11 protein-coding genes and 1 pseudogene are annotated in these 14699 nt (G+C 44.2%); 8 read left to right on the top strand and 4 right to left on the bottom strand.

Annotated features, from left to right (window positions below; genetic code table 11):
• From ACWJAO_RS05890 to ACWJAO_RS05880, 3 genes are all read left to right on the top strand, one after another.
• A partial coding sequence (locus ACWJAO_RS05890) for an adenine-specific methyltransferase EcoRI family protein (protein ID WP_449139588.1) occupies positions 1-960 on the top strand: 960 nt, incomplete at its 5' end.
• Between the two features lies 1 nt (position 961).
• Positions 962-2125, top strand: a complete 1164-nt coding sequence (locus ACWJAO_RS05885) for an HNH endonuclease family protein (protein WP_449139587.1) — start codon at positions 962-964, stop codon at positions 2123-2125.
• Positions 2126-2161: 36 nt separating this feature from the next.
• Positions 2162-2542: a DUF5640 domain-containing protein gene (locus ACWJAO_RS05880; RefSeq protein ID WP_006847033.1), complete on the top strand. Its 381-nt coding sequence runs from the start codon at positions 2162-2164 to the stop codon at positions 2540-2542.
• A 369-nt stretch (positions 2543-2911) separates the two neighbouring features.
• Here ACWJAO_RS05880 and ACWJAO_RS05875 read toward each other — a convergent pair whose 3' ends face one another.
• From ACWJAO_RS05875 to ACWJAO_RS05865, 3 genes and pseudogenes are all read right to left on the bottom strand, one after another.
• Positions 2912-3775, bottom strand: a complete 864-nt coding sequence (locus ACWJAO_RS05875) for an Rpn family recombination-promoting nuclease/putative transposase (RefSeq protein ID WP_449139586.1) — start codon at positions 3773-3775, stop codon at positions 2912-2914.
• Between the two features lie 113 nt (positions 3776-3888).
• A complete protein-coding gene (uvrA, locus tag ACWJAO_RS05870; protein WP_288574060.1) occupies positions 3889-6729 on the bottom strand; it encodes an excinuclease ABC subunit UvrA in 2841 nt (946 codons plus the stop codon).
• Positions 6730-6756: 27 nt separating this feature from the next.
• A pseudogene (locus ACWJAO_RS05865) lies at positions 6757-7065 on the bottom strand (T9SS type B sorting domain-containing protein); the annotation flags it as partial.
• A gap of 239 nt (positions 7066-7304) precedes the next feature.
• Here ACWJAO_RS05865 and ACWJAO_RS05860 point away from each other — a divergent pair.
• The 4 genes from ACWJAO_RS05860 to ACWJAO_RS05845 all read left to right on the top strand — a co-directional run bounded on the left by ACWJAO_RS05860 (position 7305) and on the right by ACWJAO_RS05845 (position 11769).
• Positions 7305-8699, top strand: coding sequence for a LysM peptidoglycan-binding domain-containing protein (locus tag ACWJAO_RS05860; protein ID WP_449139585.1), 1395 nt, complete (start codon positions 7305-7307; stop codon positions 8697-8699).
• A gap of 41 nt (positions 8700-8740) precedes the next feature.
• On the top strand, positions 8741-9502 hold the full coding sequence (locus ACWJAO_RS05855) for a porin family protein (RefSeq protein WP_449139584.1): 762 nt from the start codon (positions 8741-8743) through the stop codon (positions 9500-9502).
• Between the two features lie 90 nt (positions 9503-9592).
• Positions 9593-10969, top strand: coding sequence for an MFS transporter (locus ACWJAO_RS05850; RefSeq protein ID WP_449139583.1), 1377 nt, complete (start codon positions 9593-9595; stop codon positions 10967-10969).
• A 122-nt stretch (positions 10970-11091) separates the two neighbouring features.
• Positions 11092-11769: a hypothetical protein gene (locus ACWJAO_RS05845; protein WP_449139582.1), complete on the top strand. Its 678-nt coding sequence runs from the start codon at positions 11092-11094 to the stop codon at positions 11767-11769.
• 199 nt (positions 11770-11968) lie between these two features.
• On the opposite strand, the gene ACWJAO_RS05840 is transcribed toward ACWJAO_RS05845, so the two are convergent.
• Positions 11969-12844 carry a sigma-70 family RNA polymerase sigma factor gene (locus ACWJAO_RS05840; protein ID WP_006847025.1) on the bottom strand — a complete coding sequence of 292 codons (876 nt, stop codon included), beginning with the start codon at positions 12842-12844 and terminating at the stop codon, positions 11969-11971.
• Between the two features lie 302 nt (positions 12845-13146).
• Here ACWJAO_RS05840 and ACWJAO_RS05835 point away from each other — a divergent pair, with 302 nt between their 5' ends.
• On the top strand, positions 13147-14673 hold the full coding sequence (locus ACWJAO_RS05835) for a peptide MFS transporter (RefSeq protein WP_449139581.1): 1527 nt from the start codon (positions 13147-13149) through the stop codon (positions 14671-14673).
• Positions 14674-14699 lie beyond the last annotated feature (26 nt).

The raw sequence follows: 14699 nt of genomic DNA, 5'->3' as shown, positions 1-14699 counted from the left end.
AGCTATGCTATCAATAGCAAGGTTATCAAAGCAGGAATTCAAACATCCTTTTTGGAAACAACTTCTCCAAAGTTTGACAAGTCTAAGACTAACACCCATGGTAAAATTTTTGTTTTAGAAAAAAAAACGTCTGGTGATGGTAAAATCAATCTTGAAGACTTGGAGTGGGACTATCTTGAGGGTGATGGTGATTTCAGGAGTGAAGAGGTTAAAAAGTTAAGAGACGAAGCGGATATTATTGTAACGAATCCACCATTCTCACTTTTTAGAGAGTTTCTTGCGTGGATTATGGAAGCAGATAAGCAATTTGTTATTATAGGCAATATCAATGCAATCTCATATAAAGAGGTATTCCCGAGTTTAAAGGATAATAAGATGTGGATAGGAGCAACCAACTTCAATACAGGTATGTATTTTCGTGTACCCGAAGATTTCGAGTATGCATCCACATACAAGTTTGAAAGAGAGAAGAATGGAATGAAGGTAAATCGTGTTCCTGCAATCTGCTGGTTTACCAATTTGGAACATGGACGCCGCCACACTCAAACGCCTTTAATGTCTATGGCTGACAACATCAAATATAGCAAGCATAGCGAAATTAAAGGAAAAGGCTATCAGCATTATGATAATTTCGATGCGATAGAGGTTAATTACTATGATGCAATACCTTCTGATTATGATGGTATGATGGGAATGTCTCTTACTTATATGGATAAGTATTGTCCGGAGCAATTTGAAATCGTTGGTATTACTAAAACTTGGTTTGCTATGGCTAATAAGGTATATCCAAAGCAGATACAGGTTAGTAAAACTGGCATAAAGACTATAGTAACCAAACTAAATGACGGACCTGTAATAGAATTGGATGGTCCACTTGATGGTGAAGTCTATTATATTGTTGATGGTAAGTATTATACACAAGCTTATGCCCGAATATTAATCCGTAAAAAACAATGCTAAAATGAAAGCAACATTACATACATATACAGTAAAGGAACTATGTGAAGGATTCACATATAGTGAACTTGATGGAAAGGGGTTGTATGGTTTGGCTGGCAAGCTTACCATTCAGCCTGAATACCAGCGCAACTATCTCTATAGTGAGAATAAAAGCGAAAAAGAAATTGCCGTCATTGATTCTGTGTTGAAAGAATATCCATTGGGACTTCTTTATTTTAACAAACTTCTAGATGGACGTTTGGAGGTACTTGATGGGCAGCAGCGTATTACAAGTCTTGGTAGATATCTGATAGGTAAATTCTCTTATATGAAAGAAGATATTCCATATAAATTCAAAAGTTTAGATGACGAAGATAGGAAACTTATAGAGAATACACCAATTCTTGCCTACATTTGCGAAGGAACGGAGACAGAAATCAAGGAGTGGTTTAAAATCATAAATATTGGCGGTATCAAGCTTAATGAGCAGGAGAAGTTGAACGCTATTTATTCAGGACCTTTCGTTAGTGCAGCCCGAAAGGAGTTTAGTAATAAAGAAGATGCCCGTATACAGAAATGGGGATGCTACATCTCTGGCTCAGCCAACAGACAGGAAATTCTGCAAGAAGCCTTGCGATGGGTTAGTCATGGCAACATCAAGGATTATATGCAGGAGCATCGTCGTGATACCGATATCAATGAACTCAAACTATATTTCAACGATGTCATTTCATGGATAGAGCAGACTTTTGATGATGTCTATCCCAAGATGAAGGGATTGAATTGGGGAGAACTCTACGAAAAGTACCATACTACTCCATACGATCATATCAAGGTTTCACAAAAGGTGAAAGAGCTTTATAACGATCCATGCGTTCAAGATAAAAAGAACGTATTTGAATATGTGCTTGGCGGTTGTAAGGATACAAGACTTCTGAATGTCCGTGTCTTCGATGATAATACCAAGCGCAGGGTTTATGAACGGCAGACGGTAGATGCCAAAAAGAAGCATGAAAGCAATTGTCGTCTTTGTGCTTGTGGCGTTGGACCCAATAAGGATAAAATTTGGGCATTAAAGGAAATGGATGCCGACCATGTACAAGCATGGAGCAAAGGTGGAGCCACAGATGAGAGCAACTGCCAGATGCTCTGCAAGACGCATAACCGTTCGAAAGGCAACAGATAAAATGAAATGTTTAGTTTAAATTAAAATATCAAATTTATGAAAAAGTATTTATTTTTAATGTTGCTCCTGTTTATTGGAGCATTTGCAACTACAGCTTTCACAAGCTGTAGTTCTGACGATGACGATTCTAAGGTTCAAGATTTAAGTATTGTTGGTACCTGGAAAGATCAGTCTAGGACAAAGGATGCTGTATGGACCTTCAACAAAGATGGAAAAGGCTATTGTGAAGAGAAAATGTCAGCGATATCCTATAAAATTGCTTTCACATTTACCTTTGATGGTAATACACTGGCAATTTCTTCAAAAGGCAATGGGAAAACATATAACCAAGCTTATAAAGTTATCATAAACAAAGTTAATTTGATTAAGGCAACAGGTGAAAATGGTGAAACTTTGTCCTTGGAGAAAATAAAATAAAGATTACTAACATTAAGTGTATATCTTTAAACGCGAATTCAACAAGTAATTACACTACCAGCTTATTCGCCAAAATCTCTCTCTTATGGATGAATTTTATTTCTTTGCAGAAAGAATGGCTTGCTGTTGTCATTTACAGGCTCATTTATCGGCTCATTTACAGGCTCATTTACAGGCTCATTTTGTATATGCAACGTTAATTTAATTGACGATAGTGCTGTATCGGTATCAAGCGTAGCGCTGTAATCGGTACCATGCTATCGTCACATTTTAAACAGAAACAAATTTCCCCAACCCGCTTGAGAAAGTAGGTTGGGGCTATTTGTTATGGTATCCTGCATAAAAGAAAAACGTTAGTTTTCACTTTTATCAGTAGCTCAGATTTTGAACCATATCCAAAGGTAGCTGGGTCGCTTTGGCAACCTGTTCTGTTGGAAATCCCATAGCCAGCAAACGTTTAGCCGTTTCTATGTTGGCTTCAGTTCTACCTTCTATTCTACCTTCCCTTTTCGCCGTATCAATAGAGTTCTTGATATCCCGATATGCCATCTTGCTTGCTTCATATTCCCGAATCTCCTGTGGTGTGAATTTGGCAATCTCGGCTTCTTCGAAAAGTCGGTCAAAAACCTTGTCGCACAGCTCCTTTGGGCGTTGGGTAAGCTTATAGAGGTTCTTCAGTGCATATAGCCATTTATCATACAATGTTTCCAGTTCATCCAAAGTCTTGTCGAATTTGGCAATCTCTACATAGATAAACTCCAGCTTGTCGTAAAAAATCTTATGGGTAGCGGTATCGCACAACTGTACATGGTGGCGGATTTCCTCCTTGTCGAAGGCGTCCTCATTCATGTTGAAGTTGAGCAGCGCAACTGTATAGACATGGTTGAGTTTGAAATCCCAGTCACTCCCCTTGGGTGCCTGTTCACGGATAGGGAAAGTAGAGTAGAAGAGGGAACGATCCTTAAAATATGCCTGGTAGGCATTTTGCATTTCAACGATGAACTTCTCGCCGTTTTCTCCTTCGCAATACACGTCGAAGATAGCCTTGCGGTCGGTATAAACATCACCGACGTGCTCTGGGTTCAGATACGAAACGTCCTTAACAACCTGTCTGCCATTAAACAAGCTGTTGAGGAAGCAAATGAGCAAATCCTTGTTCATTGCTGTTCCAAAAATACGCTTGAAGCCGAAATCGGTCAGCAAGCTGATGTATCGTTCTTCTACCTGTTTCATACGCTGTTTGTTTTATATCTTATGCAAAGATAAACTTAATATTTGTAACATCCAAACTTTTAGAGCGTTTTTTTTTTATTTTCTTCTGTCACAGCCTTCGTTCCTATCCTGATTTATTCAGGTTTCCCTGATTTCTTCAGTAAAGGGGCGAGGAACTTATAGGTATATCCTTTTTGCTGCTTTACCATTTCTTCTGGTGTACCGGCAAAGAGGAGCTGACCGCCGCCTCGTCCACCTTCTGGACCCATATCAATCAGCCAGTCGGCGAGTTTGATGACATCGAGATTGTGCTCGATGATGATGACTGTATTGCCACGGTCTACCAGCTTCTGGAGTACATCCATCAGGATGCGGATGTCTTCGAAATGCAGACCGGTTGTCGGTTCATCAAGGATATAGAGCGTCTTGCCCGTATCTCGCTTCGAGAGTTCGGTAGCCAGTTTTACGCGCTGACTCTCACCGCCAGAGAGAGTAGTGGAACTCTGTCCTAACCTGATGTATCCGAGTCCTACATTCTGTAATGCCTTGATCTTCTGCAGAATCTGAGGAACATTCTCGAAGAAATCTACCGCCTGGTTGATGGTCATATCAAGAACATCGGCGATGCTCTTTCCCTTGTATCTTACCTCCAGCGTCTCGCGGTTGTAGCGTTTGCCGTGGCATACCTCACAAGGTACGTAGACATCCGGCAGGAAGTTCATCTCGATGGTCTTATATCCGTTACCCTTACATTCCTCGCATCTTCCACCTTTCACGTTGAAGGAGAATCTGCCCGGCTTGTAACCGCGGATCTTTGCCTCGGGAAGTCCTACGAAGAGTGAGCGGATATCGCTGAAAACGCCTGTGTAGGTAGCTGGATTGCTGCGAGGCGTCCTGCCAATCGGACTCTGGTCTACATTCACCACCTTGTCGATATTCTCGATGCCCTCGATGCTGTCGTATGGCATCGGCTTCTTGAGCGAACGGTAGAAATGCTGAGAGAGGATAGGCTGGAGGGTCTCGTTGATGAGAGTAGATTTGCCTGAGCCGCTGACACCCGTTACGACAATGAGTTTGCCGAGTGGGAAATCAACATCCACCCCCTTGAGGTTGTTGCCCGTAGCTCCGTGAATGGTGATATGCTTGCCGTTGCCTTCTCTGCGGAGGGCAGGCACCTCAATAGCCATCTTGCCGTTGAGATACTGGGCGGTGATGGTATCGGTCTTGAGCATCTCCTGAGGAGTGCCCTGGAAGACTACTTCTCCTCCCTTGCGTCCTGCCTTCGGACCGATATCTACAATCCAGTCGGCAGCCCGCATCATATCTTCATCGTGCTCCACCACAATAACGGTATTGCCTAGGTCGCGAAGTTCCTTCAGACTGTTGAGCAGACGTTCGTTGTCGCGCTGGTGCAGACCGATGCTCGGCTCATCGAGGATATAGAGCACGTTGACCAGTTGGCTACCAATCTGAGTAGCCAGACGGATGCGCTGACTCTCACCACCCGAGAGAGAAGCCGACTGGCGGTTAAGCGAGAGATAATTGAGTCCCACATCCAGGAGGAAGGTAACGCGTGAGCGCAATTCCTTGATGATTTCGTGAGCCACCTTAGCTTTCATCGAAGGCAGATGCTGTTCTACTTCTTCGAGCCAATCGCGCAGTTCATCGATGTCGAGACTGGCTACTTCGGATATATTCTTATCCCAGATCTTGAAAGAGAGCGATTCCTTTTTGAGTCGCAAGCCGTGGCATTCAGGACATTCGATGGTAGAGATAAACTGGTCTGCCCATTTCTTGCCCGCTGCACTCTCGTCATCCTCCATCACCTTCTGCAGGTAATCAATGATGCCATCGTATGCGCAGAAGTAGTCGGTAGAGGTATGTACCTTCTCCTTTTCAATCTTCACGTTTTCGAGCGAGCCATAGAGAATTTCCTGCATGGCATCGCCCGGAATCTCGCAGATAGGCGTCTTCAGGTTGAGGTCATACTTGCTGAGCAATGATTCTATCTGCCAGAAAATCATCTGGTTCTTGTATTTGCCAAGCGGAGCGATGCCTCCTTCATGGATGCTGAGTTTATCATCAGGAATTACCTTCTTGATATCAATCTGGTTCACCTTTCCCAAGCCCTTGCAATGCGGACAGGCACCTTCGGGAGAGTTGAAGGAGAACATGTTAGGAGCAGGATCCTGGTAGGCGATACCTGTTACAGGGTCCATGAGTCGCTTGGAGTATGTCTTAGCCTCCTTGGCACCTTTCTCCAGAACCATCACCATGCCGTCGCCCTGTTTCATAGCCGTTGCCACACTCTTGCGGATGCGTTCCTCATCCTCTTCCTTTACCACCAGTTTGTCGACCACAGCTTCTATATTGTGGTTCTTGTAGCGGTCGGTTTTCATATTGGGAACGATTTCGAGGATGTTGCCGTCGAGTCGCACGTAGAGATACCCCTTTCTGCGCATGCTTTCGAAGAGTTCGCGATAATGACCTTTGCGCTGGCGAACGAGGGGAGCGAGCAGGAAGATAGCCTTGCCCTTATAATCGCTGAGAATCATGTCGATGACCTGTTCCTCGGTATATTTCATCATCTCCTCGCCACTCTGGTAGCTGTAGGCAGTACCGGCGCGAGCATAGAGCAGACGGAGATAGTCGTAAATCTCGGTGGTTGTGCCCACGGTAGAGCGAGGATTCTTGTTGGTGGTTTTCTGTTCGATGCTGATGACCGGACTCAATCCCGTAATCTTGTCAACATCCGGGCGTTCCATATTACCCAGGAAGTTGCGGGCATAGGCAGAGAAAGTTTCGATATATCTGCGCTGACCTTCGGCAAAGATGGTGTCGAATGCCAGCGAACTCTTGCCCGAACCCGAGAGTCCGGTAATCACGGTGAGGGAATCACGCGGAATCTCCACATCTATGTTCTTGAGATTGTGGACCCGTGCGCCCCATACATTTATCTTTTCTTCTGAATTCATATTCCAATTCTGCTAATTGCTGTTTGCCTAATAGTTACTGTTCTGCTCTTCGGTATAACCTCTGAGCAGGTTGACATCACGTTTGATGTTATACACCACGCCATCTGCCCCCTTTGCCTTGACGAGACAGAAGTAGACTCCTTCCTTTACCGGTTTTCCGCGGTAGGTACCATCCCATCCCGTGGCAGGATCGGTCCAATCATAGAGTTTCTGTCCCCACCTATTATATATATAGGCGTGGAACTCCTCGATATTCCGGTAACCATCCTTGGGCTTGTAGATGTCGTTGATGCCATCGCCATTTGGAGAGAAGGCATTCGGCATGAGAAGAGAACTGACCTTGGTCGTCTCTTCTGTGTTGGCCTCTTCGTCGTCGTTAACTTCCTGAGCGTGTAATTGACACGTCAAAAGTGGCAACATGGTGCAAAGTAATGCTATTTTTCGTCTCATTTCTAAAATAATTTGTGCAAAGATAATAAAAAGATGAGAGATATTGCGTCAGATGCAAGATTTTTTGTATTTTTGCAGATGAAAACATGAAATATTTGAAGATATCGTTAAAAAAATCTTGAGATATGAGACAAAAAATGAGATATTTCCTGCTGTTCGTTGGGCTTATGCTCAGTGTCAGCATTGGTGCGCAGACTGTAAAGTGGCGCGACATTTACACGGTTAAGAAGAAAGATACCATCTTTGGTATCGCCAATAAATATGGATTGAGCCTTCCGGAACTGATGGATGCCAATCCAGAGATGAAGCGTGAGGGATACATGCTGCAGAAGGGAGCTACGCTCTTTATTCCATACACCAAGGACCAGAAGAACCCTAACCAGGTGAACGGTCAGAAGTCGGGCAATGGGGAAACGGTTCAGAAAACAGCTACAGCTCCGGCCACTTCAAAGGCTGCTGTTGCCAGAAATGCGGTAAAGGTAGGCGTGATGTTGCCTTTGCACAATGTAGATGGCGACGGCAAACGAATGGTAGAATATTACCGCGGATTGCTGCTGGCTTGCGAAACCCTGAAGCAGCAGGGCGCCGATATTGATGTGCGTGCCTGGAATGTTCCTATTGATGCTGATATCCGGAATACGCTCTTACAGGAAGGTGCTAACCAATGCGACATCATCTTTGGTCCGCTTTATACCAAGCAGGTGGCTCCGCTTACCAACTTCTGCAAGACCTACGGCATCAAAATGGTGATTCCGTTCTCTATCAGCGGAGATGATGTAGAAAGGAACAAAGAGATTTTCCAGGTTTATCAGAGTGATGATGCGCTGAATGATATGACCATCAAGGCATTTCTGAATCGTTTTGCCAATGTGCATCCTATCTTTGTAGACTGCAATGATTCTACTTCTAGAAAGGGCAACTTTACGTTCGGTCTCCGCAAGGAACTGGAACGTAGGAAAATCAATTATAGCATCACTAATGTGAATTCAAGCATCGAGCAGTTTGCCAAGGCTTTCATGCCTTCAAAGCAGAATGTGATTATCCTGAATACGGGACGTTCGCCACAGTTGACTCAGGTGTTGAACAAGCTCGACGAATTTGATGCGAAGTTTCCTGGTGCAGCCATCTCGCTCTTCGGCTATACCGAATGGCTGATGTATGCCAAGTATAATCTGGAAAGATTCTATAAGTATGATACTTATATCCCTTCCACCTTCTATTATAATCCGAACTCAGCACAGACCAAGGCGCTTGAGAGCCGTTATGAGCGCTGGTTCCATCAGCCTATGATGGTGGCACAGCCAAGATTCGCCATCACCGGTTTCGATCACGGAATGTATCTGATTCAGGGTGTCAAGAGATACGGAAAGAACTTTACAGGTGAGCGCCAGCAGATGACCTACCAGCCAGTTCAGACTCCACTCCGTTTCGAGAAGACCAGCAGAGGAGGATACAAGAACAAGAGCTTCCAGTTGATTCACTATACCTTTAATCATCAGATAGAGGCGGTGAAGTACTAGTTTATAGTTTACAATTTATAGTTTACAATTAATAGTTGATAATGAATAGAAATATAGGGCTGCTGATTCTGATGCTGATCTTCGGAATCCCGGTTTCGGCACAGATAGGAGAACATCGTAGTGATTTCGCCATAGGTTTTAATGGGGGCTATATGATGAGTAGCGTAGGATTCACACCCGAGGTACAGCAGAAGCAGCACGGAGGACTGACGGGCGGTTTCTCGATGAGATATACCTGCGAGAAATATTTCAAGACCATCTGTTCTATCTATGCCGAGGTTAACTATTCGCAGGCTGGATGGGAAGAGGATATTCTGGATATGGAGAATAATCCGGTGATTATCACCGAAACCCAAGAGGCGATGGCTTACAAGCGTACCATCAACTATATTCAGGTTCCGATCTTTGCACATCTGGCATGGGGTAGGGAGACAAGAGGACTGAATATCTTCGTGAATGCCGGTCCGCAGTTTGGACTCTATCTGAGTGATTCGCAGAAGACGAACTTCTCGGTAGAGCACATGCCTGCAACCGATAATAACCGAGTAAGTCCGGTGGTAGCTCAGGATACAATGGCAGTCAAGAACAAGCTCGATTATGGTATCGCCCTGGGTCTGGGTGCAGAATACAGCATTCCGAAGGTGGGGCATTTCCTTGCCGAAGCCCGCTACTACTATGGCTTGGGTAATATCTACGGTGCTTCTAAGCGTGATTATTTCGGAAAGAGTAACTACGGACAGATTGTTCTGAAACTCTCTTATCTCTTTGATATCACCAGAACGAAGAACGTGAAGAGGAAATAGTTTACAGTTGAGAGTTGAAAGTTAATAGTTTATAGTTAATAGAAATTAGTAGATAGTGATAATGAAATTATCATTTATGTTTTAAAGAAAATGAGTACAATAGAAAAAATGCAGATGAAATTGAGCGACTCGAAGTCTGCTCGCTGGACCGCCCTCCTCATTGTGAGTATCACGATGATGTTCGGTTACTTTTTTACAGATGTGATGTCTCCACTGGAGCCTCTCTTGACAGCAGCCAAGGGAGCAGAGAATGGTCTCGGACTCGGATGGAGTTCGGATGAGTACGGCTTCTTCTCTGGAGCTTACGGATACTTCAATGTGTTCCTCCTGCTTCTCTTCTTCGGTGGTCTTATCCTCGATAAGTTTGGCATCCGTTTCACTGGTATCCTCTCTACCGTCTTGATGTTTGGTGGAGCCTTGTTGAAGTGGTATGCTTTAGGTCATGAGTTTGACGGAATGGTTGCTGTACCATTCTTTGGTACTTACAGTACGCAGGTAGTAATAGCTGCTCTTGGTTTTGCCATCTATGGTGTGGGATGCGAGATATGCGGTATCACAGTGAGCAAGGTTATCGTGAAGTGGTTTACGGGTCATGAGTTAGCTCTGGCAATGGGTGTACAGGTAGCTACGGCTCGTTTGGGAACTGCTGCAGCACTGAGTGCTTCTCTTCCTTTTGCCAAGGCGATGGGTGGTGTATCAGCTTCTGTTGCTTTGGGTGCAGTATTACTTTGTGCAGGTGTACTGGTTTATTTGGTTTATTGCGTGATGGACAAGAAGGAGGATGCTTCTGCGGCAGCTGTGGCTACTGAGCCGGAAGAAGGTTTCAAGTTTTCAGACTTGGGCGGTTTGTTCAAGACAACAGGTTTCTGGTATGTGGCATTCCTTTGCCTGATGTTCTATGCCGGTGTATTCCCATTCCTGAAGTTTGCTACCAAGCTGATGATTTTCAAGTATGGTGTGTATGCTAATTTGGCAGGTCTGATTCCTGCGATGTTGCCATTCGGTACCATCTTCCTCACACCGCTCTTCGGTAGTATATACGATAAGTATGGCAAGGGTGCTACGCTGATGATTATCGGCAGTTGCCTCCTGACCTTTGTGCACGTCATGTTTGCCCTGCCAATCAACTCATGGGTGCTTGCCATCGTGCTGATGCTCATCCTGGGCATCGCATTTGGACTGGTACCATCAGCCATGTGGCCATCCGTGCCAAAGATTATCCCAATGAAACTCTTAGGAACTGCATACGCCCTTATCTTCTATATCCAGAACATCGGACTGGCTCTCATTCCTGTATGGATTGGTAAGGTGAACCAGGCTAACACGGGTGCTGACGGTGTTATCGACTATACCCAGACGATGACCATCTTTGCAGCCTTTGGTGTAATTGCCATTATCATCTCTTTCCTCCTCTTGTTTGAAGACAAGAGAAAGGGATATGGATTGCAGAAACCTAATGTGAAATAAGTGAAGAGCGAAGAACAAAGAGCAAATTGAGTGAAGGGTAAAAAACGAAGAGTGTAGAATCCGTTTGTTCTTTGTTCTTCTAAATCTTTGAAAGTGTAATTTTTAAAAGAAAGGAAATAACCATGAATGCGACACCTGAATCATTGATTAAGGACTATGCTGACCCGATAGAGCAGCAGGAGATTGACAAGTTTGTATGTTCAGAGATGGGCAGACAGATACACCGGTATATCAAGGGTATGTCGGGTACCAAGCAAGCTATGTTGAAATTTGAGGAAAGGCTAGCCAGCCTCTCTGTACCAGAGAAGGAAAAGGCGATAGCCAAGTATATTGATCTGAACAGAAAAGCATTGGATGGTCTTGACTTGAAGATGATTCTGGTCCGTTCGGTAGCCAACTATTGTGATACCTTCCAGTATATGCTGGATTTTGTCAACGATAAGCGCAAGATGGTTTTCTATTACCAGCGCATCAAGGCGAAATACATTCAATATCATGAGGTATTTGAGCAGGATGGAAAGTTCGGTATGAAAGATCATCAAGGCAACATCTTACTCTCGCCAACTTATGATTTCTTGCGCACCTGCTACATTTATAATGATGACTTGAGCATCATGCCGGTAATAGCTGAGAAGAATGGCAAGATGGGACTTGTAATGCCGGATGGTAACGATACGGTAGTGGCGGATTTCCTTTACGACGAAATTTGCTTGCGTGATGAATATCCTTACTTCGAAGCATCAAAAGATGGCGAGAACGGATTTCTTGACAAGATTGGTAACTTTGTGAATAGTTTATAGTGATTAGTTATTAGTGATTAATTATTAGTGATTAGTTATTAGTGATTAATTATTAATTAATAGTAAAAAGAGAAAGGGCAATCAGGTTGGGATGAACCAACTGATTGCCCTTTTTTACTTTCGTTGCTATGAGCAACTTAGTTTTTATCTATTTTCTCTCGTCTTCTATCCGAATGAATTAATCACTAATCACTACTAATTATCCTAAGTATTTCATCAAGATTTTAATCTTGCCGCTATCACGGAGCTTGATGATACTCTTTTCGCGAATCTGGCGAACACGCTCACGGGTAAGGTTGAACTCGCTGCCGATTTCCTCCAAACCCTTCTCGTGGCAACCGATACCATAGCAGTAGCACAGAATCTTGCGCTCACGGTCTTTCAATACAGAGTTGAGAACTCGGTCAAGCTCGCTCGCCATAGATTCGAAGTCAACGCCCTTATCGGTACGGCTGTCATCACCCGAAGCCATCACGTCGACCATAGCATTGTCGTCATCATCGCTACCGAATGGAGCGTCGATACTCATGTGGTGATTGTCTGCCTTGATAGTCTGGTCGATTTTGCTTTCTTCCATCTTTGTGATTTGAGCGAGCTCAGCAACAGAAGGTTTGCGCTGGTTCTCCTGCTCAAACTTACTGATTTCTGCACTGATCTTACTCAAGGCACCTACCTGGTTCAAAGGCAAGCGAACGATACGGCTCTGCTCAGCAATAGCCTGCAGGATGCTCTGGCGAATCCACCATACGGCGTATGAGATAAACTTAAAGCCGCGGGTCTCGTCAAACTTTTCAGCAGCCTTTACCAAACCGATATTACCCTCATCGATGAGGTCGGTAAGAGAAAGACCTTGGTGCTGATATTGCTTAGCAACAGATACAACGAAACGAAGGTTTGCCTTTACCAATTTCTCCTTGGCACGTTCTCCCTCACGACCGCCTTTGCGAATCTTTTGGGCAAGTTCGATTTCTTCGTCGATAGAGACCATAGGCTCTCTACCAATCTCCACCAAGTACTTGTCGAGTGCTTCACTGGAACGGTTGGTTATACTCTTACTAATCTTAAGTTGTCTCATAAATATCCTTTTACCTTTCTATTTAGAATTTTTTGAAGTATTTTTGTGTATCCCGAAACCTCCTCATGGTTTCGGGGTGCAAAGGTACGAAAAAAAATGTAATTACGTTGTAATATAAACGGATTTTTTTAATCTGATTTGTCTGTTTCTTAGAATTTTAGCCGGTTTCTTGTAGAAAAATGCTATGAGAAGTGCGTTTTTTTGTGCAATAAGTTTGAAATATGGAATAATTTATGTATCTTTGCACAAAAATTGCGAGAAAAGAATAACTAAATAATAAAATAACAACAAAACAAAAAATTATGTTTGAGAATCAACCAAAAGGTCTGTGGGCCTTAGCTTTGGCAAACACGGGTGAGCGTTTCGGCTATTACACCATGCTTGCTGTGTTCTTGCTTTATTTGCAGGCCAACTTCGGTTTTGAAACCGGATTGGCAAGTACTATTTACTCTACATTCCTGATGATGGTTTATTTCCTTCCTATCATCGGTGGTATCGCAGCCGACAAGTTTGGCTTTGGACGTATGGTTACCACGGGTATCTTCATCATGTTCATAGGCTATCTTGTTCTCTCGCTTCCTCTTGGCAAGGAAACCGTTGCCGTTGCTGCCATGGGTATTTCACTTATCCTCATCGCCTTGGGAACCGGTCTGTTCAAGGGTAATCTGCAGGTGATGGTTGGCCGTCTCTATGATGAGCCACAGTATGCCAGCAAACGTGATTCAGGTTTCTCTCTCTTCTATATGGCTATCAACATCGGTGCCATGTTTGCTCCTACTGCAGCCATCAAGATTATGAAGTGGGCGCAGGAGAGCCTGAGCGTGTCGGTGGAAGATTCATACCACTTCGCTTTCGCTGTGGCTTGTGCTTCGCTTATCGTTAGTATCGCCATCTACTATGCCTTCAGCTTTACATACAAGCATGTTCTTGCTTCTGAGACCAAGAGTAAGGATGATAAGACTTCTGCCAAGGAGACAAACGAACTTTCTAAGGCTGAGACCAAGGAGCGCATCATCTGCCTCTGTCTCGTATTCGCTGTGGTTATCTTCTTCTGGATGGCTTTCCACCAGAACGGTAATACATTGACACTCTTTGCCCGCGATTATACTCAGAAGACATCTGAGGGTCTGCAGTCAATGGCGTTCGATGTTACCAACCTCGTAGCCTGCATCTTCGTGGTTTACGGTTGCTTCGGTCTGGCACAGAGCAAGACTGGCAAGGGTAAGGGCATCTCTCTTGGCGTAATAGTTGCTGCTATCGCTTTCCTCTTCTACAAGTACAGCAACCTTGAAGGTTCTGTAGATGTTGAGGCTCCTATCTTCCAGCAGTTCAACCCATGCTATGTAGTGGCATTGACACCAGTGAGCGTTGCTTTGTTCTCATGGCTCCACAAGATTGGCAAGGAGCCTACATCGCCTGAGAAGATTGGCTTGGGTATGCTCGTTGCAGCTCTTGGTTTTGTATGGATGGCTGTAGGTTCAATGGGTCTGGAGCTTCCTTTGACACAGGGCGATCCTGCTACAGAGGGTACACGTGTAAGTGCTAACCTCCTCATCTCTACTTACCTTATCCTTACATTCGCAGAGCTTCTGCTTTCTCCAATCGGTATTTCGTTTGTATCGAAGGTAGCTCCTCCAAAGTATGCAGGTTTGATGATGGGTCTCTGGTTCGGTGCAACAGCCATCGGTAACCAGTTGGTTATGATTCCTGGCATCATGTGGGGTCAGAACTTCAACCTTATTGCTATCTGGGGTGTTCTCGCAGGTATCTGTCTGGTTTCAGCCCTCTTCATCTTCTCTATCATCAAGAAGTTGAACCGCGTAAGCTAAATCAAAAATATCGAATATAAAAAACG

This window comes from Segatella sp. (assembly GCF_977051555.1).
The sequence above is the reverse complement of the archived record's forward strand: the minus strand, read 5'-3'. Positions and strand labels throughout refer to the sequence as shown.